General features: G+C 44.6%; 23 protein-coding genes and 1 tRNA gene. 22 read left to right on the top strand and 2 right to left on the bottom strand.

Annotated features, from left to right (window positions below; genetic code table 11):
• Positions 1 to 144: 144 nt before the first annotated feature.
• From mnmE to EI981_RS28815, 8 genes are all read left to right on the top strand, one after another.
• Positions 145 to 1,524, top strand: a complete 1,380-nt coding sequence (gene mnmE, locus EI981_RS28850) for a tRNA uridine-5-carboxymethylaminomethyl(34) synthesis GTPase MnmE (RefSeq protein WP_127004184.1) — start codon at positions 145 to 147, stop codon at positions 1,522 to 1,524.
• 328 nt (positions 1,525 to 1,852) lie between these two features.
• Positions 1,853 to 3,751 carry a tRNA uridine-5-carboxymethylaminomethyl(34) synthesis enzyme MnmG gene (gene mnmG / locus EI981_RS28845; protein WP_127004182.1) on the top strand — a complete coding sequence of 633 codons (1,899 nt, stop codon included), beginning with the start codon at positions 1,853 to 1,855 and terminating at the stop codon, positions 3,749 to 3,751.
• A complete protein-coding gene (rsmG, locus tag EI981_RS28840; RefSeq protein WP_127004180.1) occupies positions 3,744 to 4,466 on the top strand; it encodes a 16S rRNA (guanine(527)-N(7))-methyltransferase RsmG in 723 nt (240 codons plus the stop codon). The genes mnmG and rsmG overlap by 8 nt, the downstream gene beginning before the upstream one ends.
• Before the next feature lie 323 nt (positions 4,467 to 4,789).
• Positions 4,790 to 5,608, top strand: coding sequence for a nucleoid occlusion protein (gene noc, locus EI981_RS28835; protein WP_127004178.1), 819 nt, complete (start codon positions 4,790 to 4,792; stop codon positions 5,606 to 5,608).
• Between the two features lie 203 nt (positions 5,609 to 5,811).
• On the top strand, positions 5,812 to 6,573 hold the full coding sequence (locus EI981_RS28830; RefSeq protein WP_127004176.1) for a ParA family protein: 762 nt from the start codon (positions 5,812 to 5,814) through the stop codon (positions 6,571 to 6,573).
• Positions 6,566 to 7,408: a ParB/RepB/Spo0J family partition protein gene (locus EI981_RS28825; protein ID WP_127004174.1), complete on the top strand. Its 843-nt coding sequence runs from the start codon at positions 6,566 to 6,568 to the stop codon at positions 7,406 to 7,408. Before EI981_RS28830 ends, EI981_RS28825 begins: the two co-directional genes overlap by 8 nt.
• A 122-nt stretch (positions 7,409 to 7,530) precedes the next feature.
• The gene (locus EI981_RS28820; protein ID WP_127004172.1) at positions 7,531 to 8,691 is read left to right on the top strand and encodes an aminotransferase class V-fold PLP-dependent enzyme; all 1,161 of its coding nucleotides are present in this window, start codon (positions 7,531 to 7,533) and stop codon (positions 8,689 to 8,691) included.
• 18 nt (positions 8,692 to 8,709) lie between these two features.
• The gene (locus EI981_RS28815) at positions 8,710 to 9,210 is read left to right on the top strand and encodes a DUF4446 family protein (protein ID WP_127004170.1); all 501 of its coding nucleotides are present in this window, start codon (positions 8,710 to 8,712) and stop codon (positions 9,208 to 9,210) included.
• Here EI981_RS28815 and yyaC read toward each other — a convergent pair.
• A complete protein-coding gene (gene yyaC / locus EI981_RS28810; RefSeq protein WP_127004168.1) occupies positions 9,182 to 9,790 on the bottom strand; it encodes a spore protease YyaC in 609 nt (202 codons plus the stop codon). The genes EI981_RS28815 and yyaC overlap by 29 nt on opposite strands.
• Positions 9,791 to 9,956: 166 nt before the next feature.
• On the opposite strand from yyaC, the gene EI981_RS28805 reads away from it, so the two are divergent.
• From EI981_RS28805 to EI981_RS28790, 4 genes are all read left to right on the top strand, one after another.
• A complete protein-coding gene (locus EI981_RS28805; RefSeq protein ID WP_127004166.1) occupies positions 9,957 to 10,211 on the top strand; it encodes a putative Se/S carrier protein in 255 nt (84 codons plus the stop codon).
• 387 nt (positions 10,212 to 10,598) lie between these two features.
• Positions 10,599 to 11,483 (top strand): mechanosensitive ion channel family protein, encoded by an 885-nt coding sequence (locus EI981_RS28800; protein WP_127004164.1) that lies wholly within the window; start codon positions 10,599 to 10,601, stop codon positions 11,481 to 11,483.
• Positions 11,484 to 11,536: 53 nt separating this feature from the next.
• Positions 11,537 to 11,758: a DUF951 domain-containing protein gene (locus tag EI981_RS28795; protein ID WP_127004162.1), complete on the top strand. Its 222-nt coding sequence runs from the start codon at positions 11,537 to 11,539 to the stop codon at positions 11,756 to 11,758.
• Positions 11,759 to 11,830: 72 nt separating this feature from the next.
• Positions 11,831 to 11,921 (top strand) — tRNA-Ser (locus EI981_RS28790).
• 491 nt (positions 11,922 to 12,412) lie between these two features.
• Here the strand turns inward: EI981_RS28790 and EI981_RS28785 are convergent.
• Entirely contained in the window at positions 12,413 to 12,610 is a 198-nt protein-coding gene (locus EI981_RS28785) for a YjzC family protein (RefSeq protein ID WP_127004160.1), read from the bottom strand.
• A gap of 203 nt (positions 12,611 to 12,813) precedes the next feature.
• Between EI981_RS28785 and rpsF the strand changes: the two genes are divergently transcribed.
• The 10 genes from rpsF to EI981_RS28735 all read left to right on the top strand — a co-directional run bounded on the left by rpsF (position 12,814) and on the right by EI981_RS28735 (position 22,777).
• On the top strand, positions 12,814 to 13,098 hold the full coding sequence (gene rpsF, locus EI981_RS28780) for a 30S ribosomal protein S6 (RefSeq protein ID WP_127004158.1): 285 nt from the start codon (positions 12,814 to 12,816) through the stop codon (positions 13,096 to 13,098).
• Between the two features lie 46 nt (positions 13,099 to 13,144).
• Positions 13,145 to 13,627, top strand: coding sequence for a single-stranded DNA-binding protein (ssb, locus tag EI981_RS28775; protein ID WP_127004156.1), 483 nt, complete (start codon positions 13,145 to 13,147; stop codon positions 13,625 to 13,627).
• Between the two features lie 19 nt (positions 13,628 to 13,646).
• Entirely contained in the window at positions 13,647 to 13,916 is a 270-nt protein-coding gene (rpsR, locus tag EI981_RS28770) for a 30S ribosomal protein S18 (RefSeq protein WP_127004154.1), read from the top strand.
• A 713-nt stretch (positions 13,917 to 14,629) separates the two neighbouring features.
• The gene (locus EI981_RS28765; RefSeq protein ID WP_127004152.1) at positions 14,630 to 16,378 is read left to right on the top strand and encodes an ABC transporter substrate-binding protein; all 1,749 of its coding nucleotides are present in this window, start codon (positions 14,630 to 14,632) and stop codon (positions 16,376 to 16,378) included.
• A 122-nt stretch (positions 16,379 to 16,500) separates the two neighbouring features.
• Positions 16,501 to 17,472: an ABC transporter permease gene (locus EI981_RS28760; protein ID WP_127004150.1), complete on the top strand. Its 972-nt coding sequence runs from the start codon at positions 16,501 to 16,503 to the stop codon at positions 17,470 to 17,472.
• Complete coding sequence (locus tag EI981_RS28755; RefSeq protein ID WP_127004148.1) at positions 17,469 to 18,446, top strand: ABC transporter permease; 978 nt, start codon at positions 17,469 to 17,471, stop codon at positions 18,444 to 18,446. Before EI981_RS28760 ends, EI981_RS28755 begins: the two co-directional genes overlap by 4 nt.
• Positions 18,413 to 19,432, top strand: a complete 1,020-nt coding sequence (locus EI981_RS28750; protein WP_127004146.1) for an ABC transporter ATP-binding protein — start codon at positions 18,413 to 18,415, stop codon at positions 19,430 to 19,432. The genes EI981_RS28755 and EI981_RS28750 overlap by 34 nt, the downstream gene beginning before the upstream one ends.
• Positions 19,429 to 20,424 (top strand): ABC transporter ATP-binding protein, encoded by a 996-nt coding sequence (locus EI981_RS28745; RefSeq protein WP_127004144.1) that lies wholly within the window; start codon positions 19,429 to 19,431, stop codon positions 20,422 to 20,424. The genes EI981_RS28750 and EI981_RS28745 overlap by 4 nt, the downstream gene beginning before the upstream one ends.
• A gap of 664 nt (positions 20,425 to 21,088) precedes the next feature.
• Positions 21,089 to 22,153 carry an LCP family protein gene (locus EI981_RS28740; RefSeq protein WP_127004142.1) on the top strand — a complete coding sequence of 355 codons (1,065 nt, stop codon included), beginning with the start codon at positions 21,089 to 21,091 and terminating at the stop codon, positions 22,151 to 22,153.
• A gap of 195 nt (positions 22,154 to 22,348) precedes the next feature.
• On the top strand, positions 22,349 to 22,777 hold the full coding sequence (locus EI981_RS28735) for a CBS domain-containing protein (RefSeq protein WP_127004140.1): 429 nt from the start codon (positions 22,349 to 22,351) through the stop codon (positions 22,775 to 22,777).
• Positions 22,778 to 22,835: the final 58 nt, after the last annotated feature.

Raw genomic sequence — 22,835 nt, 5'->3', positions numbered from 1 at the left:
GGGGCCCTCCTTTACGGTAAGGGAGGGTTTGGGTGGGATGAGGAGCGAGTAAGTTATTGACGGATGTGGTACATTTAATAATTGAAGATAACAGTTATTTGCTGTTTAGGATAGATATTTGATGAAGCAGGGGTGAGAGAATAAATGTTAAGTGATACGATTGCAGCGATCTCTACGGCTGTAGGAGAGAGCGGGATTGCGGTAATCCGGGTGAGTGGGCCGGAGGCGATCGCAAGTGTGGAGAATGTATTTCGCTCAAAGACAAAGTTAACGGAAGCGGATAGTCATACGGTCCATTATGGATTTATTATAGATCCGAAGACGGATGAGAAGTTGGAAGAAGTGCTGGTGTCGCTGTTCAGAGCGCCACGGTCTTTTACGACGGAAGATGTAGTGGAGATTAGCTCGCATGGGGGGATTATCTCCGTGAAGCGGGTGATGGATCTGTTGCTGGAGCAGCGGGATATTCGCCTGGCGGAGCCGGGGGAATTCACGAAGCGGGCGTTCTTGAACGGGCGGATCGATTTGTCGCAGGCAGAGGCGGTAATCGACCTGATCCGTTCGAAGTCGGATCGGGCGTTTTCTTTAGCTCTAAAGCAGGTTGAAGGGGCTTTGTCGCGCAAGATCGGGGAGCTTAGGCATACGGTGGTGGAGACGCTGGCGCATATTGAGGTCAATATCGATTATCCAGAGCATGATGTGGAGTCGATGACAACGGAGTTCATTAAGCAGAAATGTACGCTAACGATGCAGGGGATTGATGATCTGCTGAGGACTGCGAGCCAGGGCAAAATTTTGCGGGAAGGGATCACGACGGCGATTGTCGGAAGACCAAATGTCGGGAAGTCCTCGTTGCTTAATGCATTAGCCAGGGAGAATAAGGCGATTGTTACGGATATTCCGGGTACGACGCGGGATGTGATTGAGGAGTTCGTGACGATCAACCATATTCCTCTTAAATTGTTGGATACGGCGGGAATTCGTGAGACGATTGATGTCGTGGAGAAGATCGGTGTGGAGCGTTCCAAGGCAGCCGTTGATGAGGCAGATCTGATCCTGTTGGTGTTGAATCATGCTGAGGAGCTACATGAGGATGAGATCACTCTATTGAAGCAATTATCTGGTCGGCCGGTGATCGTCATTTTGAACAAGATTGATTTGCCGCAGCAATTGGATCGCAGCGAAGTAAGCCGTTATTTTGCAGATGATGTAATTGTGGAATTGTCGGCGAAGACAGAAGAGGGTCTTGATCATTTGGAAGAGGCGATCTCGAAGCTATTCTTCGGCGGTGAACTGGAATCTGGAGATTTGACTTATGTCAGCAATGTCCGTCATATTGCGCTGTTGAAGCGGGCGAAGCAGTCTCTGCAGGATGCTTACGAGGCTGCAGATGCAGGTATTCCGATCGACATTATGCAGATTGACGTTCGCTTGGCTTGGGAACAGCTTGGTGAGGTGGTCGGTGATTCGGCACCGGATGCGCTGATCGATCAGATTTTCTCGCAATTTTGTCTTGGAAAATAACGGCGTTCGTGTATTATACACGATTGTTCATGGTATGATGAAAAGTATGAATAAACGTTTTAAATTTGAACGAATAAAGAGCACTTCTCTTCATTCGATTTCCTTATAGTGTGTGTTCAAAAAGTCCGGTTCTCAGCACCGAGAAGGTTGGATGAAGCTAGGGTCTGAGGAGCGTAGCGTACGTAGTGGGTACGTGAGCACCGGAAGACCCGGGTGAATTCAAGATTCGATGCCGAGTTACTTCTAGATTCACTTCGTGATCAAAAGCGGACTTTCTGAACAACCTCTAAAATATTAATTTGTTGATACAATGTGAGGGGGTTGTGATATGGGTCATTATGGCGGCGAATTTGATGTAATTGTCGTCGGTGCAGGACATGCTGGTTGTGAGTCCGCATTGGCGGCTGCCCGAATGGGAAGTAAGACGTTAATGATTACAATTAATCTGGACATGGTGGCATTTATGCCGTGCAATCCTTCGATTGGTGGTCCGGCCAAAGGCCATGTTGTTCGTGAGATTGACGCGCTTGGTGGAGAGATGGGGCGTAATATCGATAAGACTTTCATCCAAATGCGGATGTTGAATACAGGTAAAGGACCTGCCGTGCATGCACTTCGTGCTCAAGCGGATAAATTTTCTTATCAGCATACGATGAAAGAGACGCTGGAGAAGGAGAAGAATCTGACACTTCGCCAGGGAATGGTTGAGGAATTAATTGTTGAGGACGGGCAATGTGTCGGCGTCATTACAAAGACCGGAACAGAGTATCGTGCCAAGGCAGTAGTACTTACGACAGGAACTTATCTGCGCGGCAAGATTATTATGGGTGAATTGATGTATGAGAGCGGCCCAAATAATCAGCAGCCATCGGTGCAGCTGTCCCATAATCTGAAGGAACTCGGATTTGAATTGGTTCGCTTCAAGACAGGGACTCCACCACGGGTCCATAAGGATACGATTGACTTCTCACAGATGGAGATCCAACCTGGGGATGAGAATCCGAAGTTCTTCTCCTATGAGACGAAGAGTTCGGACAATGAGCAGCTTCCGTGTTGGTTAACTTATACGTCGATCGAAACCCATGACATTATCAATGCTAATCTTCATCGTGCACCGATGTTCTCTGGGGTGATCGAAGGGACGGGCCCACGTTATTGCCCATCGATTGAGGATAAGATCGTTCGTTTCAGCGATAAGCCGAAACATCAGATCTTCCTGGAACCAGAGGGCAAGAATACATCAGAGTATTATGTACAAGGCTTCTCGACCAGTATGCCTGAGGATGTCCAAGTGCAAATGCTTCGTTCTGTTCCAGGCCTGCAAAATGCTGAAATGATGCGTAATGGTTATGCGATTGAATATGATGCAATTGTACCGACTCAGCTCTGGCCATCCCTGGAGACCAAGCGAATTTCCGGTTTGTTCACAGCGGGACAAATCAATGGTACCTCTGGTTATGAGGAAGCAGCTGGACAAGGGATTATGGCGGGAATTAATGCAGCTCGCAAGGTGCAAGGCAAAGAGCCAGTCATTCTTGATCGTTCTCAAGGATATATGGGTGTGTTGATCGACGATCTAGTGACGAAGGGAACGAATGAGCCTTACCGCTTGCTTACTTCCCGAGCTGAATATCGGCTATTGCTCCGTCATGATAATGCGGATCTTCGCCTTACGCCACTGGGTCATGAAATCGGGCTCATTAGCGAACAACGTTATGAGCAATTCCTCGACAAGAAGCAGAAGGTAGAGGATGAGATAGCTAGACTCAAGGAGACGAAGGTTAAGCCTTCGGAGATCAATGAGTTGCTCACTTCTATCGGATCAGCTCCAATTCAGGACGGAAGCAATTTGTTAACGATTTTGCGGCGTCCGGAAGTGACGTACGCTCATATCGATTCCTTCTCCCCATCTGAGGTACAGCTGGATGATGATATGAAGGAACAGGTGGAAATTCAAATTAAATATGCCGGTTATATTGAGAAGCAATTGCTGCATGTGGAGCGTCTGCAGAAGATGGAACGGAAGAAACTGCCTGAGAATATTAACTATGAAGATATTCAAGGCTTGGCTATAGAGGCGCGGCAGAAGCTTGCTAAGATTCGCCCTATCTCAATCGGCCAGGCTTCAAGAATTTCGGGTGTAACGCCAGCGGATATTTCCATTTTATTGGTATATTTGGAGCACTATAATCGCGTTACTGCTGCAGGAGGACCTTCGATTGGATAAGGTACAGGATAATTTTCAAAAATTATTAAAAGAGCACCAGCTTGAGCTGTCTTCGGAGCAATTGCAGCAATTCGAGATATACTATCAGGAGCTGGTATCCTGGAATGAGAAAATGAACTTAACTGGGATCACGGAGCGGGAACAGGTATATGTGAAGCATTTCTATGATTCAATCACATTGTCGTTCTATATGGACATGAGTCAGATATCGACAATGGCAGATATTGGATCAGGGGCTGGTTTTCCGGGAATACCGCTTAAAATCTGTTATCCTCATTTGAAGCTAACCATTATTGATTCTTTGAATAAGCGAATCCAATTTTTGCAAAATGTTGTCGATCAGCTCGATCTGCAGGATGTACAGTTGATTCATGGACGGGCTGAGGACATAGCTCGGAAAGAGCAATTTAGAGACTCCTACGACCTTGTATCAGCAAGAGCAGTTGCACGTATGGCTGTACTAAATGAGTTCTGTCTACCTTTTGTTAAAATGGGCGGTATCTTCGCAGCGATGAAGGGTCTGGATCCGCAAGAAGAGTTGAAGGAGGCTGCTCGCAGTTTAACTGAGCTTAAAGGTAAGCTCTCGGCAACCCATCATTTCGAGCTTCCAATGGAGAATTCGGAGCGACATATTATTCTTATCAATAAGACATCTTCGACACCCAAAAAATATCCGCGTAAAGCGGGAACACCCCTAAAATCTCCAATTATTTAGAAATATTTGTATCCCTCTTAACAAAATGTTCCACGTGAAACATATGTTAAGGGGGACTTTTTAATTGTGGAAGTTTTCTATCTAGCAAATTTAAAATACATTTAATAAGAGAATAGGATTATAGTGAAAAAAGTGGTAGAATAGATATATCGTTACAAAGTAGAGTTTTTTACATAGGGATCAGCATACCGACTTTTGGTTATGTTTGGGAGATGCCCTTAAACTTCATCGTGTTTAATTATGAACTTTTGTAGTCTCTATTAGTGTATGTTCAAGTAAGGTATGACCTTATGTCACTATGAAATTAGGTGGTAATCTACAGAATGAAAGAACAATTTTCCAAATTGTTTGGTTTAGCCGAACGCAGCAGTAGTGATGAAGTGAAGCAAATTCCGGTAGGGGATATCGTTGGAAGTCCTTATCAGCCCCGGACAATATTTGATGACGAGAAGATTGATGAGCTATGTCAGACGATTAAGACGCATGGCGTTATTCAGCCAATCGTTGTTCGTTATCGTAATAATAAGTATGAGATTATAGCGGGCGAACGGCGCTGGCGGGCTGTGAAGAAGCTGGGAATGGAGAGCATTCCTGCTATTTTACGGGATTTCAATGATTCACAGGCAGCATCGATTGCCTTGATAGAGAATCTGCAGCGTGAAGGACTGACAGCGCTCGAGGAAGCGATAGCCTATCAGAATCTAATTGATTTACATCAATTGACACAAGAGAGCCTCGCTCAGAGATTAGGCAAGAGCCAATCTACAATTGCTAATAAGATCAGGCTGCTTAATCTTCCTGATGATGCCAAGAATGCCTTGATGGAGCGCAAAATTACGGAGCGTCATGCCAGAGCTTTGCTTTCACTGGATACAGAAGAGCTACAGCTTAAGGTATTAAAGGAAATTATCGATAAGGAATTGAACGTTAAGCAGACGGAAGCTAGAATTGCTTTCTACAAAGAAGTGAATAAGAACAAGAAGAAGTCTAAGCGGATCTCTTTCACCAAGGATGTCAGATTGGCCTTAAATACGATACGACAATCGATTGATATGGTTTCGGGTTCAGGGTTGCAGATCAAGACAGAAGAGAAGGATCACGACGATCATTATGAAATTGTGATTCAGATTCCAAAGAGATAAGTTCTATGTTCGCTGACCATAACCGGACAGGGTTGGGGGTCAGCTTCTTTTTCGATCATTTTCTGAAATGTTGATTTGCTTCATTTCAAGTTTGTAGCTTAGCAGAACTACCAATGTTTTGGTCTTTTTGTAGCTGCAGCTTAGTAGTTACAATCTTAGAAAATCTACAAGAAGATTCTTCTTATATATTGAGGTGAAATGGATTGTCTAAAATCATTGCCATAGCCAATCAAAAAGGCGGAGTTGGAAAAACAACGACGTCCGTAAATTTGGGAGCAGGTCTTGCCACGATCGGTAAGAAAGTACTGCTCATTGATATCGACCCTCAGGGGAATACGACTAGCGGTGTTGGCATTAATAAGGCTGATGTAGCTAATTGTATTTATGATGTGCTGATTAATGATGTCAATCCGAAGGATGCAATCACGCAAACTGAAATTGAGGGCCTGGATATTATTCCGGCCACGATCCAGTTGGCGGGTGCCGAGATTGAGCTTGTATCTACGGTGTCTCGTGAAGTACGTCTTAAGAAGTCATTGGAGCAGGTGAAGCGTTCCTATGATTATATTTTGATCGACTGCCCGCCATCACTAGGTATTCTGACTCTAAATTCTTTAACAGCAGCGGATTCCGTCCTGATCCCAATTCAGTGTGAGTATTATGCGCTGGAAGGTTTGAGCCAGTTGCTGAATACGGTGCGTCTCGTTCAGAAACACTTGAATACCTCATTGCAAATTGAAGGTGTTCTTCTGACGATGTTCGACGCTCGAACAAATCTGGGAATTCAAGTGATCGAAGAAGTTAAGAAGTATTTCCAGCAAAAAGTGTACAAGACGGTCATCCCTCGAAATGTGCGTCTAAGTGAGGCACCTTCGCATGGCCAGTCGATTATCACATATGATCCGAGATCCAAAGGGGCGGAAGTATACCTAGAGTTGGCAAAGGAAGTGGTTTCTAATGAGTAAGCGTTTGGGTAAAGGATTGGATGCTTTGATTCCGTCGCTTTCCATAGATGAAGATGAGAAAGTGATTGAGATTCCTTTGAATCAGCTTCGTGCTAATCCATATCAGCCTCGGAAGACTTTTGATGAGGAATCGATCAAGGAATTGGCTGAATCTATTCGTCAACATGGCGTTATTCAACCTATTATTGTTCGTAGTGTACTAAAAGGGTATGAGATTATCGCTGGAGAACGGCGTTTTCGTGCATCCCAATTTTGTGGGAACACCTCAATCCCGGCTGTTGTTAAGTCCTTTTCCGATCAACAGGTAATGGAGATTGCTCTGATCGAAAACCTACAGCGTGAGAATTTGAATGCGATGGAGGTCGCAGTCGCCTATCAAGGGTTGATGGATCAATTCCAATTGACACAAGAGGAATTATCTCTCAAAGTTGGGAAGTCTAGATCGCACATCGCCAATTTCCTGAGATTGCTATCTCTTCCGGATGAAGTAAAGGAATATGTTTCACGTGGAACATTATCCATGGGCCATGCTAGAGCATTAGTTGGCTTGAAGGATTCTGCTGTAATTATGCAACTAGCAAAGCAGTGTATTGATCACGAGTGGAGCGTTCGTGATCTGGAAAATGCTGTTCAACAGCTAGACAAGAAGAAATTGGAAAGCAAGAAAACCGCTGTTAAAAAACGCGATCCGTATATTGAAGAGGTAGAAGAGGGATTGCGTGAGAGGTATAAAACGACAGTTAAGATTAAGGAAAATAAAGATAAAGGTAAAATCGAAATTAACTATTATAGTAAACAAGACCTGCAAAGATTGCTGGATATATTGAGCCAATAAAATGAAGTGGCATATTTATCCTGTTTATCCATGGGGGGATTATCCATGGGCGGGGATGGGTATGTCACTCTTGGTCTAAGTGATGATATTTCCTTGTCAGATGAAGGCAGAGGGGGGAAACGATGGTCAATCAGCCCGCAATATATTTGGACCACGCTGCTACATCCTGGCCTAAAGCCCCAGGTGTAGGCAAGGTGATGCTGGAAATGATAGAGGGACAGGTTGGAAGTTCGGGGCGCGGTAATCATGGGATGGCACTAGTGGCTGCGAGAAAATTGTTCCGCACCCGATCCTTGCTGGCAAAATTGTTCCATATTTCCAATCCAAATGATATTGTCTTTACGTCAAATACAACAGAAGCATTGAATTTGGCGATCAAGGGATGGTTAAAGCCGGGGGATCATGTTATTGCCACGATGGTGGAACATAACTCTGTCAGAAGGCCACTGGAATTCCTACGCAGGACAATAGGGATAGAAGTGGATTATATTCCGGTCAGTCCGTTGGGTGAAATGGAAATGGGGCTACTGCGAAGCAGCTTCCGTTCTAATACAGCTCTGGTGGTCTGTTCCCATAGCTCGAATTTGCTGGGAAGTATAGCTCCTGTGCGTAAGATGAGTCAGCTTGCCCATGAATATGGGGCCGTTATGCTATTGGATGCCGCTCAGACGGCTGGAAATTATCCAATAGATGTCGAGGAACTGGGTGTGGATTTGCTGGCCTTTCCAGGACATAAAGGACTGCTTGGTCCGCAGGGAACGGGCGGCTTATATATTAGTTCGAAGATTGATTTGGTTCCTTTACTCCATGGAGGGACGGGGAGCCAGTCTGAAGAGCTAGAACAGCCTGCTGTACGTCCAGACCGTTATGAAGCAGGAACCGCAAATACGGTAGGCATCGCTGGATTGGGAGAAGGCGTTAAGTATATTCTTGAACAAGGCCCGGAGAGTATATATCGGCACGAGTGGGAATTGACTCAGAGGTTAATGGTGGGATTATCAGAAATCCCCGGATTAACAATGCTTGGGCCGGAGATTGGCAAAGACCGGACAGGAATTGTCTCCTTTGTTATAGCAGATAGGGATGCTTCAGAGGTCGCTTTTCTATTAGATAAGGATTATGGAATTGCTGTAAGGGCAGGCTATCATTGTACTCCCTTAGGGCATATGACAGCAGGTACGATGAAGGGTGGCGCGGTACGCGCCAGCATAGGTTACAATACTGTGGTTGATGATGTCGACGCTTTAGTGTTAGCTATAAAGAGGATTACTGAGTCATATTAGGCATAGAGGGGAAAAAGCATGCGGGAATGGAATGAGCTCTTTTTAGATCAGATGGTATGGATTGTAGTTGGTTTGGTGGTAGTGTTCTTATGGCTGTTGATTTGGAACTTCATCCAAGGCAGTAAGCTTAGAAAGATACGCAAGAAATATGAATTGATGATGGGCGGCACCGGAGTTGAAGATTTAGAGAGCTTGCTCATCGATTTGAAGCTAGGGCAGGACAAAATTGAAGAGCTCCAGACGAAGCAAAGTGCAGAGATATCGGCGATTAGCCAATTACTTCCTAAGCAGAAGTCAAAGATCGGTATTAAACGTTACAATGCATTTGGTGAACGTGGAAATGATCTAAGCTTCTCTATTGCGATAGTTAATGATGCTAAGGATGGTGTGGTCATTACTGGACTTTACAATCGTGACGGGTCCTATGTATATGCTAAGCCCCTGGCAAAGGGAGAGTCGCCGCATGCGCTCTCCCCAGAGGAATTGGAAGCTATTGCTCTCGCTGGATCAGGGGAATGAACGAGCGATTCCATTCTTTAATAGCAGCATAGACGCTGCTGGCGATAATCTCAGATAAACGCATAACAAGGCTAAGCCTTGTGTTCTGCAATACGAAATACTCCATAAAACCGCCGACGTTGACGATTCCCGTAAGATGGATATCGCCGACCGGCGGTAATTCTTTATTTACCCCAGCTCCAGGACGCAGCGGCCCCTGTACGACTTGAATGGAGCCGACGCTGGAGGTCTGCCCAAGGCAAGCATCGATCCCGATAATAAAGGGTTGGTTGAATTTTTCATTAATTTGCTGTAGGGTATCTCTTAAATTCATCGCATGCACAGGCTCCTCCAAGGTGCCATAGACGTGAAAGTGCTTGCTATTCCACTTAGACAATGAAGTGCCGACTAAAGGTCCAAGACAGTCTCCAGTAGAACGATCTGTACCGATGCATACGATGACGATATCCTGGCCCGGGCACACTTTAGCGAAGTGCAGCAAGAGGCGGTGAATAATGACGGATTTAATACCAGGTTCGGTGTGGGCGATCTTCAAGTAAGGGATGTCCTGGCTGCGTAGCGGTGGTTGAATCTGAGACATGGTATCTTCCTTTCACGCGTATTAAAATAGGTTACATAGACATGAATCTATACCTATGCCACTCTTGTAACGGTAGTAGATAGTATATGGAAATCGAGGGGAATATATACTCGTACTTAAGTCATAGTTCATAAAAAGAGCGTTCTAAAAAAGGGGAGACTAGACTTTGGAAGACTGGCTGGTAATGGCCTTCGATTCTACCCAACAAGCGCTGCGTGCCGAAATGCTGCTTGAATATGCTGAGGTAGAGATAGACTTATGCCCGACCCCGAAAGAGATTACAGCGGGTTGTGCGTTGTCCATTCAATTTCCTCAACAATTCTTGACTGTGGTGAAGGACGTTGTAGCTCGGGAGCAAGTGGAGATTCGCGGCATCTATATGCGCCGTGAAACAGGAGAATATGACAACATCAGCTTATAGAAGTAGTTCAAAAAGTCCGCTTTTGATAAGAAAACTGATCGAAGTCATTCAAGGAGGAGCGACCGTAATTCAAAGGTAGGTTTTCTTGCAATATAGAAATTCATCAACTCCGTTGATAACGAATAAATTCTATATCTAACACGAAGTGAATGAAGAAGTAACTTGGCATCGAATCTTGAATTCAGCTGGGCCTAAGTAGATGCTTACGAAGTTATGTTTCCTACGGAAACATCTTAGGTACTCACGTACCCAAAACGTAACGCTTCGCTTCTCAGACCCTAGCTTCATCCAACTAAAGCGTTTTGAAAAAATGCACATCGGAAACATAGGCTTCGGTGCTGAAAACTGGCCTTTTTGAACACCACTGATAGGAGAGGATATGAATAAATGATAGGCTTATTAAGTGGGGAGACGACAATTGATGATCCGGCAGAAGCGGTGGAAGCAGCAAAGAAATGGACGGATGGCATGATAAGCTGGTTCACCGATATGGATATGTGGCAGAATTTCATGTGGGCTGCCGTACGGATTATTTTGATCTTCATATTAACTCGTATATTGGTAAGAATTATTTTCCGGATTATTGATCGTTCTCTGCAGAGGAAAGAGAAGGGAAGACTGCAAGTAAATCCACGCAGATTTGTGACGGTTGGTGAGCTGTTGAAAAATATGACTTCGGTCATTAGCAACTTTATTATGGTATTAATTGTGCTTGGGGAGCTTGGCTTCCAACTTGGTCCATTGATCGCAGGGGCTGGAGTACTGGGGATGGCCATTGGTTTCGGTGCGCAAAGTTTGGTTAAAGATGTAATAACTGGATTTTTTATCATATTAGAGGATCAGTTTGCGGTAGGCGACGTCATTCAGACTGGCGCACTAAAAGGTACGGTTGAGATGATTGGGCTAAGGTCGACGAGATTGGTAAGCTGGACAGGAGAGGTGCATATCATTCCCAATGGCATGATTGCCAATGTGACGAATTATTCCATCGGGACTGCGCTGGCGGTAATTGATCTGCCCTTCAGTAATACGAAGAAGCTTGAGGATAGCATTGAATTGCTGGAGAAGGCTATGCGTGAAATGAAAGAGAAGCATGATGAGATTGAACAGGTGCCGAATGTACTTGGAATCCAGTCTTTAACGGCCAGTGAATACGTAATACGGATCGCTGTGGAATGTCAGCCGGGTGCCAGATCGGAAGCGGAACGTCTGATGCAGATGTATGCAAAGGAAGCGCTGGAGCAGGAGGAGAGCGCTAAACTTGGCAGTTAAGCTATGCCAGACTTGAGTGATATTTCACTTAGAGAATAAAGGGGGAAGGCAAAATGGAGCGGAAACAGTTTCAGCTAGGTGACATTGTTCAAATGAAGAAGAATCACCCATGTGGCAGTAATGAGATGGAGATTATCCGGATGGGGATGGATATTCGTATCAAATGTGTTGGATGTAAGCACAGTGTGCTTGTTCCAAGAGCCAAGTTTGAGAAGAATATGAAGAAGGTGCTGCGCTCCACTGCCTCTGAGACAGAAGCTACAGACAATGAATGAAAAATGCTTGAAGTCATGAAGGGACACTGTTGCAAATGTTCATAAATCATGATATAATCATTCTTGCTGTAAGGAGAGGTACCCAAGAGGCCCAAGGGGGTTGACTCGAAATCAACTAGGCGTCGCAAGGCGTGCGTGGGTTCGAATCCCACCCTCTCCGCCATAGCTTTGAAATTCAAGATCTTCTACACAAATGTGTGGAAGATCTTTTTGGTATTTCAGGAACAATACGTCAGATGGCTCGCACATACAAAAGGGAAAAGGACCTTTTTACAGGTCCTTTTCTGGTCGACGGCGAAGCTTATTGGAATTCTTTTTCTAACGAACTCAGAAACGTTGATATGCGATCATTCGCGACACGTCTTATCGAAGAGGGGTCTTCAATAAACCGTTATTATCTTGGTTTCTACTCTCGACAGTGAATAAGACTCCTAAAGCGGTGTTACTCGCTGACTGGCCCAACGGAACCACACCTCTCTTGGCTAATGTAAATTAGTCTCCTAAAGCGTCGTTACTCGCTGATTGGTTCAACGGAACCACACCTCTCTACGCTATCGCCGTCTGAAGTGTATTATGCTCAGAGTAATACTTTTTATTCAACCTGGAAAAATAAATTACGAAATTCTTTTTACCTTAGGCGGCAAATGCTCTGTATTAATGAACACGAGCCTTCTCAGCTTTTTTCCATTTGCGATTCTTATTGCTGGTCTCAGGGAAAGTATCGCCTTTTTCCATCTTAATCTGTTTGGGGTTGTTGACTTGAGTATGGAAGCTTCGCGCTTCACCAACCTCCGTATATATTCCTGGATTTGGAGCCTTGTCGCCTTCTTCGTATTCTGTTCTTTCACCCATGGTAAATGTCTCCTTTCTGAGATTTAAGGGAATCATAATAAGATTGTAATCGCACTTATATTGTGCGCAGGGTTCGGCTTAAAAATGTGTGAGCTTGCGTTGGCGGTTCTGATTTGGTATATTAATATAGTTCGAGTTTATGCTCGTTCCTTGCTCCTAAGCGAAATGATTTGGGGGCCATAGTCCAAGAGGAGGTGAAACAAATGCGCAAATACGAAGTGATGTATATTCTTCGTCCTGAACTTGAGCAAGAAGCTGTTCAAGCTTTAGTCGAAAAATTCCAAGGCATCATCCAAAACGGCGGTGAAATTACTAAGCATGACGTAATGGGCAAACGCCGGCTTGCGTATGAGATTAACAAAATTCGTGATGGAATTTACGTTCTCGTGAATTTCACAGCAACTCCTGAAGTTGTTGCCGAGCTTGAGCGGATTTTGAAGATTTCCGACGAGGTTATCCGTTATCTCATTACAAAAGACGTAGCCTAATATGTACTAAGTTTAGTAAACATTTGCCCGTAAGGAGGGGATTTGATTGTTGAACCGTGTTATTCTGATCGGACGTCTTACCAAGGATCCGGAGCTAAGATATACACCATCCGGAGTGGCTGTTACTCAGTTCACTGTAGCTGTTGATAGACCGTTCACATCGCAAGGTGGCGAACGAGAAGCGGACTTCATTCCAGTTGTAACCTGGAGACAGCTTGCCGAGACATGCGCGAATTACTTGCGTAAAGGTCGTCTGGTTGCCGTTGAAGGACGCATTCAAGTGCGGAATTATGAAAATAACGAAGGTAAACGTGTCTACGTCACCGAAGTCATTGCTGATAATGTCCGTTTCTTGGAATCGAGCCGTGAAGGTGGATCTGGCGGCGGACAGCGGGAGGATAATCCTATTGGAGGCGGTAACGCAGGCCGCAGCAATAATAACAATTATTCGCGCAGCAATCAACAGGATGATCCATTCTCTGATGACGGGAAACCGATCGATATATCGGATGACGATTTGCCATTCTAATAAGGAAGGACTGAAAAGCATGAGCTTCAAGCAAAGAGAAGGCGGAGACGACAAGAGACCGGCTCGCCGCGGCGGACGTAACAAACGTCGTAAAGTGTGCTTCTTCACTGTGAATAAAATTACTCACATTGACTATAAAGATACTGAGCTGTTGAAGAAATTCATCAGTGAACGTGGTAAGATTTTGCCACGCCGTGTAACCGGCACTAGTGCAAAATACCAACGTCTCTTGACAGTTGCGATCAAACGCTCCCGTCAAGTAGCATTGCTTCCGTACACTACGGAGTAATGTGAGAGTTTCAAGAGAAAACGAACAGCCTTATTCCAGAATTTTCTGGAGTAAGGCTGTTTTTTCTTAAATAGAAATTTTATAAGTTTATTTACAGATCGACAAGAAATATGCATAGATTGAGGTGAAAAAAAAGGACTTTCCTAGCTTGTTTTTAACGTCAAAAAATATGGAGATCTCTGCCCAGAGTTGCTTTTCTATCATTTCCAGAACATCAAACTATACCTTAAGTTAATATTTCCCGTTGGTTTAAAAATGAAACGTTAAAAAATATAATAAAGTACTTGGAATATTAGGGGAATTAGGTTATATTATTAACTAAATTAAAAAAAGTTACATTACCTTCTAAGAATCTACTGCATTTTCAATTGACCTTTGGTTTATTTATGCATCAGTTCCATCCACGAATTTCTCTCTTTCCAAGCATCTTTGACTATACCCGCATTTTTTACTTGAATGATTAATCGTTTCACGATTTAACTACTTCATTTTTAAGAATAGTATCATGCAGCTGTTTTTTCTGGAAATATAAAACCAAGTTAATCTATGTTATTTATTGGATATATTATTTTATAATATATTTCTTCATTGTATAACCATCAAAGGGGCAATGATTCTATCAGAAGGGGCTGAAAAGGGTACACAGATAATCGGAAGCAGTTTGATCATGGGTGTAGTGTGAAAATTATTCAATTACGGGGAGGAATGTAAGAATGACGAAAAAAAGGTATTGGATGTCTTTGTTCATGGTACTCTCGCTGCTGGGTGCATTGCTGGCAGGATGCGGAGGCTCGAAGACAGATTCCGCGGGCGGGAATGACAAGCCGCAGAATACGAATCAGCAGACGGATAATAACAAGCAAGGTGATGAACAGAATACTAGTGATACAGGCACGCCTAAAGATGGCGGGACGTTTACGTTCAGTAGCCCATCGGATATCGTAAGCATTAACCCTATTTTTGTAAGTGACACTGCATCAGGGGATGCTGAATTGTTTGCCTTTGCCAAGATCTATGATCTGGATCGTGCGGGTAACCTCGTGGTTGAACCTTGGTCCCTGGCAGAGAGCCTTCCGGATATATCAGAAGACGGTAAGACGTATACCGTGAAATTAAAATCAACTCCGAAATGGAGTGACGGTCAGCCAGTAACGGTGGACGATATTATCTTTACCATTAATACAATAACTAATCCTGAAGTTGGCGCACCTGGAATTAGTGAGTACGATAAGGTTGATAAACTCGAAAAGATTGATGACCAGACGGTTAAGATTACATTGAAGGATGTATATGCTCCATTTGGATATACCCTTAACTCTACAATTGCTCCGGCTCACATCTTGAAGGATGTTGATCCAAAGGAATTGAAGAACAGCAAATTTGGTGTTGATCCTGCCCAGACCGTATCGAACGGTCCTTGGAAATGGACAGAATGGAAGCAGAAGCAGTACTTAACGTTCGAAGCAGATTCGAACTATTGGGGTGAAGTGAAGCCGCACATCGGTAAGGTTATTTATAAAGTTTATGCGGATCAAAATACAGAAGTTCAGGCCTTGTTGAAAGGCGATGTAGATAGTGTTCAATCCGTTCCATTAACTCAATTGGATGCTGTCAAGAATCAAAAAGGCATTACAATTTCGAATAAGCCGGGAGCATCCTATGAATTTATCTCTTTTAACTTTGATCCGAACAACTTCAAAGATAAATTCATTCCATTTGCTAGTCAGAAGGCAAGACAGGCAATCGCTCATGCATTGAACCGTCAGGGCATGGTTGATAACGTCTTGAAGGGTACCGGTATTCTGATGAATGCACCGTTCCTGCCAGGATCCTGGGCAGATCCAGGGGATAAGGCAGTGAACTATGCTTACGATGTGGAAGCTGCTAAGAAGCTGCTTGCCGAAGATGGCTGGGTGGCAAATAGCAAGGATGGAATTTTGGAGAAAGATGGGAAGCGTTTCTCATTTGAATTGCAATATAATGCTGGCAACAGCCGCCGGGAACAAATTTCAGCAATTGCGCAGCAAAACCTCAAGGAAGTTGGAATTGAACTTATTCCTAAGGCGATTGATTTCTCCGCTTGGGTAGAGCAGAACCTTAACCCAGGTAAGTATGAGACTGTTCTGCTTGGCTGGTCCCTGAGCAATCCAGACCCTAACCAAGAGAGCATCTTCTCCTCCCATTACTTCCCAGAAGCTGGGCAAAATATGGGATGGTACAAGAACGAGAAGCTGGATCAATTGTGGATCGATGGTTACTCGACTGTAGACCAGAATGAACGTAAGGCAATTTACGCTGATGCAGCAAATGAATTATCCACGGATTTACCATATATCTTCATGTACCAATATGGGACGCCTCAAGCGATCGGCCCGAAAGTTAAATTCCCAGAAGAGGATGGTCCGGAGCCGACTAGAGCATACGGATACTTCTACCATATCATCAAATGGTGGGTCGAATAATTTAGAATAGGTTACGTCATCAGCGTCAGTATGGAGAGGGAGGAGAACAAATCTCCTTCCTCTATTTTCCATACTTGGGGGTGGCGAAGGTGTGTAACCTCCAAAACTTGAGGAGGAAAGACATGACAGAGTATTTGGTTCGGCGTTTACTTCAATCTGTCCTGGTATTGTTTCTAATCACATTGGTCGCCTTTGGACTTATTCATGCGGCACCTGGCGGCCCTACACAAATGATGCTCTCACCAGGCCTGTCTCCGGAAGCTCTTAAAGTACAAGCTCATAATCTGGGCCTTGACCAGCCTATACATATTCAATACTTTCGCTGGCTGGGGAACATGCTACAAGGAGACCTGGGTCATACCTTCAAGAACAATATGCCGGTAGGGGATATTCTCTGGCCAACAGTGGGCAATACGTTGGTGTTAATGGGAGTCGCTTGGCTTCTCTCATTAATAATCGCTATTCCTTGGGGGATTTATAATAGTACATCAACCTACGGAATTTCCGATCAGATAGCATCTTTCGTCTCTTATGTCGGTTTTGCGATGCCTGCTTTCTGGTTCGGGATTCTGTTACAGGAGCTATTTGCGCTTAAGCTAAATTGGCTTCCTTTATCGGATATGTGGGCGATGGGTCAAGAAGGAAATATAGGCAATTTGATATTACATTTATTGATGCCTGTAACTGTTCTTTCTTTGGGCTTTCTAGCCGCATATGTGAAGTATTCTCGTTCAAGTATGCTTGAAGTATTAGACCAGGATTATATTCGCACGGCTCGTGCGAAAGGCGTCGCGGAGCGTAAGGTAATTTTCCGTCATGCACTGCGCAACGCCCTGATTCCGATCATTACGATTCTCGGGCTGGATCTGCCGATCCTTGTTGGTGGAGCCGCATTAACTGAGCGGGTATTCAACTGGCCGGGAATGGGCCGGTTATTCATAGAAATGGCTGTTGCACGCGAATATTCAGTATTAATGGCTATTACAATGGTAACCGCTGTCATGGTAATCATCGGGAACCTGGTTGCTGATGTTCTATATGCCGTTGTTGATCCACGTGTACAACTGGGACGTAAAGGAGGTAAGGCAGCATGACAGAGCTTAATCTAGATCCTTCCCTTGGTAGTTCCCAGTCAGATAGCGTGGCTTCAAAGGTAGCAGATAAACCCCAAAATGCATGGCTTGTATTCTGGAGGAAGTTCTCCCATAACAAGTTTGCTATGATTGGCTTAGTTATTCTTGTTTTCTTTATATTAGTGGCTATTCTGGCGAAGAAGATTGCACCTTTTGACCCGACTTACATTGATTTGTTGAGCGCTAATTTGCATGCGGGTACCGACGGACATATTCTGGGTACTGACGAGTTGGGCCGTGATATCTTCTCCAGGCTGGTATTTAGTAGTCAAATCTCGTTAGTCGTAGGCTTTGCTGTTGCCGTAGCTGCAGTGTTTATTGGATCTTTAGTAGGAGCCATCTCAGGATACTTCGGTGGAATTATCGACACGATCTTTATGCGGATTGTCGATGTAATGAACTCATTGCCGCTTCTATTCATTAATATATTAGTACTTTCGATATTCGGATCTAAGTTTAGTTATATGATTCTGATTCTATCGTTAACCGGCTGGATGGGCGTAGCACGGCTCGTACGGGGTGTATTCCTGCAGCTGCGTGAGATGCAGTATGTGGAAGCAGCCAAAGCGATTGGCGTATCGAGTTGGGGGATTATTTTCCGGCACTTGCTCCGTAACGCAAGCTTTCCAATTATCGTTAACGCGACATTAATGGTAGGTAGCGCTATTCTGAGCGAATCAGCTCTCTCATTCCTGGGATTGGGAATTCAAGCTCCTCTAACAAGCTGGGGAGTTATGCTGAGTAATGCTCAAGAATTCATGCTGGTAGATCCAATGCTGGCCGTTTACCCTGGTCTATGTATTTTGATTGTAGTACTGGCAGTTAACTTTATCGGTGATGGGATTCGCGATGCGCTGGACCCTAGACATAAAGTTATGATATCCCGGAGGAGGCTGGACAAATGGCGGGAAGATTACTACAAATCCGAGATTTAACGACCGGTTTTGTAACAGAGAAGGGGATCGTCAAAGCGACCGATAAGGTATCACTGCAATTGGAACAGGGGCAGACCTTATGTCTGGTTGGTGAGTCGGGTAGCGGCAAGAGTGTGACCGCGCTATCGATAATGCGGTTGATCGATTATGCTGGAGGCATGGTGTTGGAAGGGAACATTGAGTTCCATGGTCAGGATCTAGCGAAAATGGAACAGGACGATCTGCGAGATATTCGTGGCAATAAGATTGCGATGATCTTCCAGGACCCGATGTCAGCATTAAATCCGGTATTCACAATTGGAGATCAAATTGCAGAGAGCCTTAGACTGCATCGGGGTCTCAGCGATAGCGAAGCTTGGAAGGAAGCTGTGGAACTGCTGAAATTAGTAGGCATACCTGATCCGGCGCTGCGAGCTAAGCAATATCCCCATGAATTGTCGGGGGGGATGTGTCAACGGGTCGTTATTGCTATCGCCCTCGCGTGCAGACCTGCACTGCTTATTGCCGACGAGCCGACAACTGCGCTTGATGTGACGGTTCAAGCGCAGATATTGGATCTGCTGCGTAATCTGAAGGAAGAGCTTGGAATGTCTATTATTCTGATTACTCATGATATGGGCGTAGCTGCGGAGATGGCAGACCGTATTGCAGTCATGTATGCGGGTGTTATCGTAGAAGAGGGGACGGTTCAAGAGATATTTGATAACCCATCGCATCCTTATACCGTTGGACTACTTCAATCGATTCCTGGTTTGGAGGGAGACCGTGGTAAGGAGCTGTTCACGATTCAAGGCAATATTCCAGGCTTGGGACAAATTCCATCTGGATGCCGTTTTCACCCACGCTGCCCTCATGTCAAGGATATATGTCGAGGCAAGGAACCGGGCGACTTCTGGATCACGGATGATCATCGTACAGCATGCTGGTTGTTCGAGGATAAGAACGTGAATAAACAGGATCGTCCGATAAAGGAGGGGCATGTATGAGTAATACGGCAAAGGCGACTCCGGCCGAGAATCTAGTTGAGATCAATAATCTTAAAAAATATTTTCCAATTCGCAAAGGCCTGTTCAATCGAACAGTAGGACATGTAAAAGCAGTGGATGATGTATCTCTGACGATTAAGCAAGGGGAGACCTTCGGACTTGTGGGCGAATCCGGTTGCGGAAAATCTACATTAGGCCGGGTTATTCTGCAGCTGCAGCATGCAACCGGAGGCGAACTTCGTTTCGAAGGCCACGACCTGCTGACGCTAAAATCAAGAGAACTTAGAGAATTACGCGAGGAAATGCAAATTATTTTCCAAGACCCATTCGGATCCCTTAATCCGCGTTTTCTCGTTCGAGATATTATCGGGGAACCTTTGCGTATCCATCGCAGGTTATCTTCCAAGGAGATTGACTCCGAGGTTGTTCGCCTGATGGAACTCGTAGGTCTCGATGCTTCCCGTCGGAACCGTTATCCACACGAATTCTCAGGTGGTCAGAGACAGCGGATCGGTATTGCCCGGGCAATCGCCCTTAATCCTAAATTTATTGTAGCTGATGAGGCTGTGTCCGCCCTGGACGTATCTGTTCAATCCCAGGTTATCAATCTGCTCATGAAGCTACAGAAAGAACTGGGTTTGACCTATCTGTTTATCGCCCACGGTCTCAACGTGGTTAGGCATATTTCAGATCGGGTTGGGGTGATGTATCTCGGTAAGTTGGTGGAAGTAGGAGAGACGGAGAGCTTATTCGCGGAGCCGCTCCATCCATATACAGCAGCTCTTCTATCAGCGATTCCAAAACCTAGAGTTAGCGATCGCAGAGAACGAATCGTTCTACAGGGGGATGTTCCGTCTCCGGCAAATCCGCCATCAGGCTGTCGATTCCATACTCGTTGCCCGTTTGCCCAGAGTAAGTGCTCGCAAGTAGAGCCGGTATTAACCGAAGCGCTTCCTGGAAGACAGGTCGCTTGTCATTATCCACTTCAATAATTTTTTGAATAACCTTATAGGTGAGTGTTCAAACAGGACGGTTTCAGCACCGAAGCTTATGCTTCCGATGTGCGTTTTTACAAAACGTTTCAGTTGGATGAAGCTAGGGGCTGAGGAGCGGAGCGTAGGCCAAACCTACGTGAGCACCTGAGATGTTTCCGTAGGAAACATGACTTCGTAAGCATCCGCTTAGGCCCGGCTGAATTCAAGATTCGATGTCGAGTTCACTTCTTGAGTTTCTTCGTGTTAGATATTGAATTTATAAGTTATCAGCAGAGCTGATGAAATTCAATATCGCAAGAAAACCAACCTTTGAGTCGCGGTCGCTCATCCTTGAATGGCCTCGTTAGAGGTTTTCTTATCAAAGGCGAACTTTTTGAACTTCCTCTATAAATTTATGGAAAAGAGACAAGGCCTGCTCTAGTACTAGAGTGAGGCCTTTACTATTATTAGGCAGAATGATAGGTTCGATGTAATATGCTAAGTTGTATCCAAATTCCAAAATATGATATATTACGAGACGATAGAGTTATTTTAATTCAACTTTAATAGTAACGTGTCTTTTTTGTAGCCTTTTTCTTTAATTATCCGTTTACAATGTAAAAAAGAGTATGTCGTTAGAGATGAGTCATTTATTTTATCTTTTTTAATTTTGGAGGCAAAGATGCTAGAACGAAAACAACATTTGAAGAATAAAGCCAAATCCAAGGACAAAAAGCGTAAAAATAAAGGTAAACGTGCGCTCATTGTGGTAGCTGTCCTGCTGCTACTTGGGACTGGCGGATATATTTTCAGGAAAGAGCTGTCGGTCGTGGCCTTTGATCTGTTCCTGTCGGGTCAGGTGGAGAAGAAGCTGGAGAAATCCTATGCTCCGGTTGAAGAGCAGAAGCCTCAGCAAGTTCCGGTAGAGGAGAAATTCAAGCCGTTCAGCATGCTTCTTCTAGGCGTGGATCAGCGGGATAATGAACCGGCACGCTCCGATACGATGATCTATGCGGTAGTACGTCCGGAAGAATCCCGGGTGCTGCTTGTCTCAATCCCTCGAGATACTTACACTGAGATCGTAGGCAGAGGCAAAGAAGATAAGATTAACCATGCTTATGCATTTGGCGGAGCAAAGATGGCGAAAGATACGGTAACAGGGTTGCTCGATCATCCTGTAGACTATTACGCCGCGATTAATTTCCACGGATTGCGTGATATTGTTGATGCATTGGGGGGAGTAGAGCTCCCGATTACGAAGGATATCGTCAATAAGCAGAAGGACCACGAGAAATTTACGATCAAAGCGAATAAGCCGCTCTACAATGGACAAGAGGCACTGAATTACGTAAGATACCGCGAGGATAGCGACTTCAATCGGACAGGAAGACATCAGATCTTCTTGAACGCGATTGTCAATCGGATGATGAAACTGGACCAAGTCTCGAAAATTCCCGATTTAATGGATATGATGGGCGAGAACTTCAAGACGGATATGATGCCAAGCTACATTATTGATTTGTCCAAGCAAGTATTGCTAGGCGAGTCTCCTACAATTAAAGGATTCACTATCATGGGAGAAGGCTTCCGTAAGAACGGAGTGTACTATGATTCGGTAGATAAAGAAGATCTCGAGTTCGCCAAGCAAATGATCGATAGCTGGAGCAATCCGGATACAAAGCCAGAGGACTTGCTTACACCGGAATCCCGTGATCAACAGGATTCAACTGCGACAACCAAAGAATGAGTGCATTTTAGCTATCATATCTATATATAAAGCCATCTTACGTTCATATTTCGGCAGTCCGGATTTCCGGCTGCCGATTTGTTGCGCTAGAGAACACAAGTGACATTTTCAGTAGATGTATAAATACGCACTGTTATGACTTATAATCCCCCTTAAACTGGGGAGTATGAAAAGGTAGAGGAGGACTCCACTCGAATGAATATCGCGTTTTTTCTGTTGCCGAAAAATGATGTTGCTGCCGTAAGGATAGATTCAACGCTTAGACAGACGCTGGAACGTATGGAACATCACCGTTATACAGCGGTACCGATTATCGGACATCATGGGGAGTATGTCGGGACGGTCACAGAAGGTGATCTGCTCTGGTATATGAAAAATTCGGATGGTAAGGTGACTTTTGAGAACGCTTCAAAATTTTATCTAGCGGATGTGCCGCTTCGGATGGATAATAAACCAGTCTCTATAGACGCTGACATGGAGGATTTGATTAATTTGGCCAAAGTGCAGAACTTTGTCCCTGTTGTTGACGATATGGGGAGATTTATCGGTATTGTCCGCCGTAGTCAGATCATAGAATATTGCGAGAAATTCGTAACCAGAGACGATTCCATCGTCAGAAAATAAAAGTATAAGTTTTCTTATCATAAGCGAACTTTTTGAATTGCCTTGTTAGGTTTGCAAG

Source organism: Paenibacillus lutimineralis (assembly GCF_003991425.1).
Taxonomy (GTDB): domain Bacteria; phylum Bacillota; class Bacilli; order Paenibacillales; family Paenibacillaceae; genus Fontibacillus; species Fontibacillus lutimineralis.
This window is presented reverse-complemented; position numbering and strand designations above follow the sequence as displayed.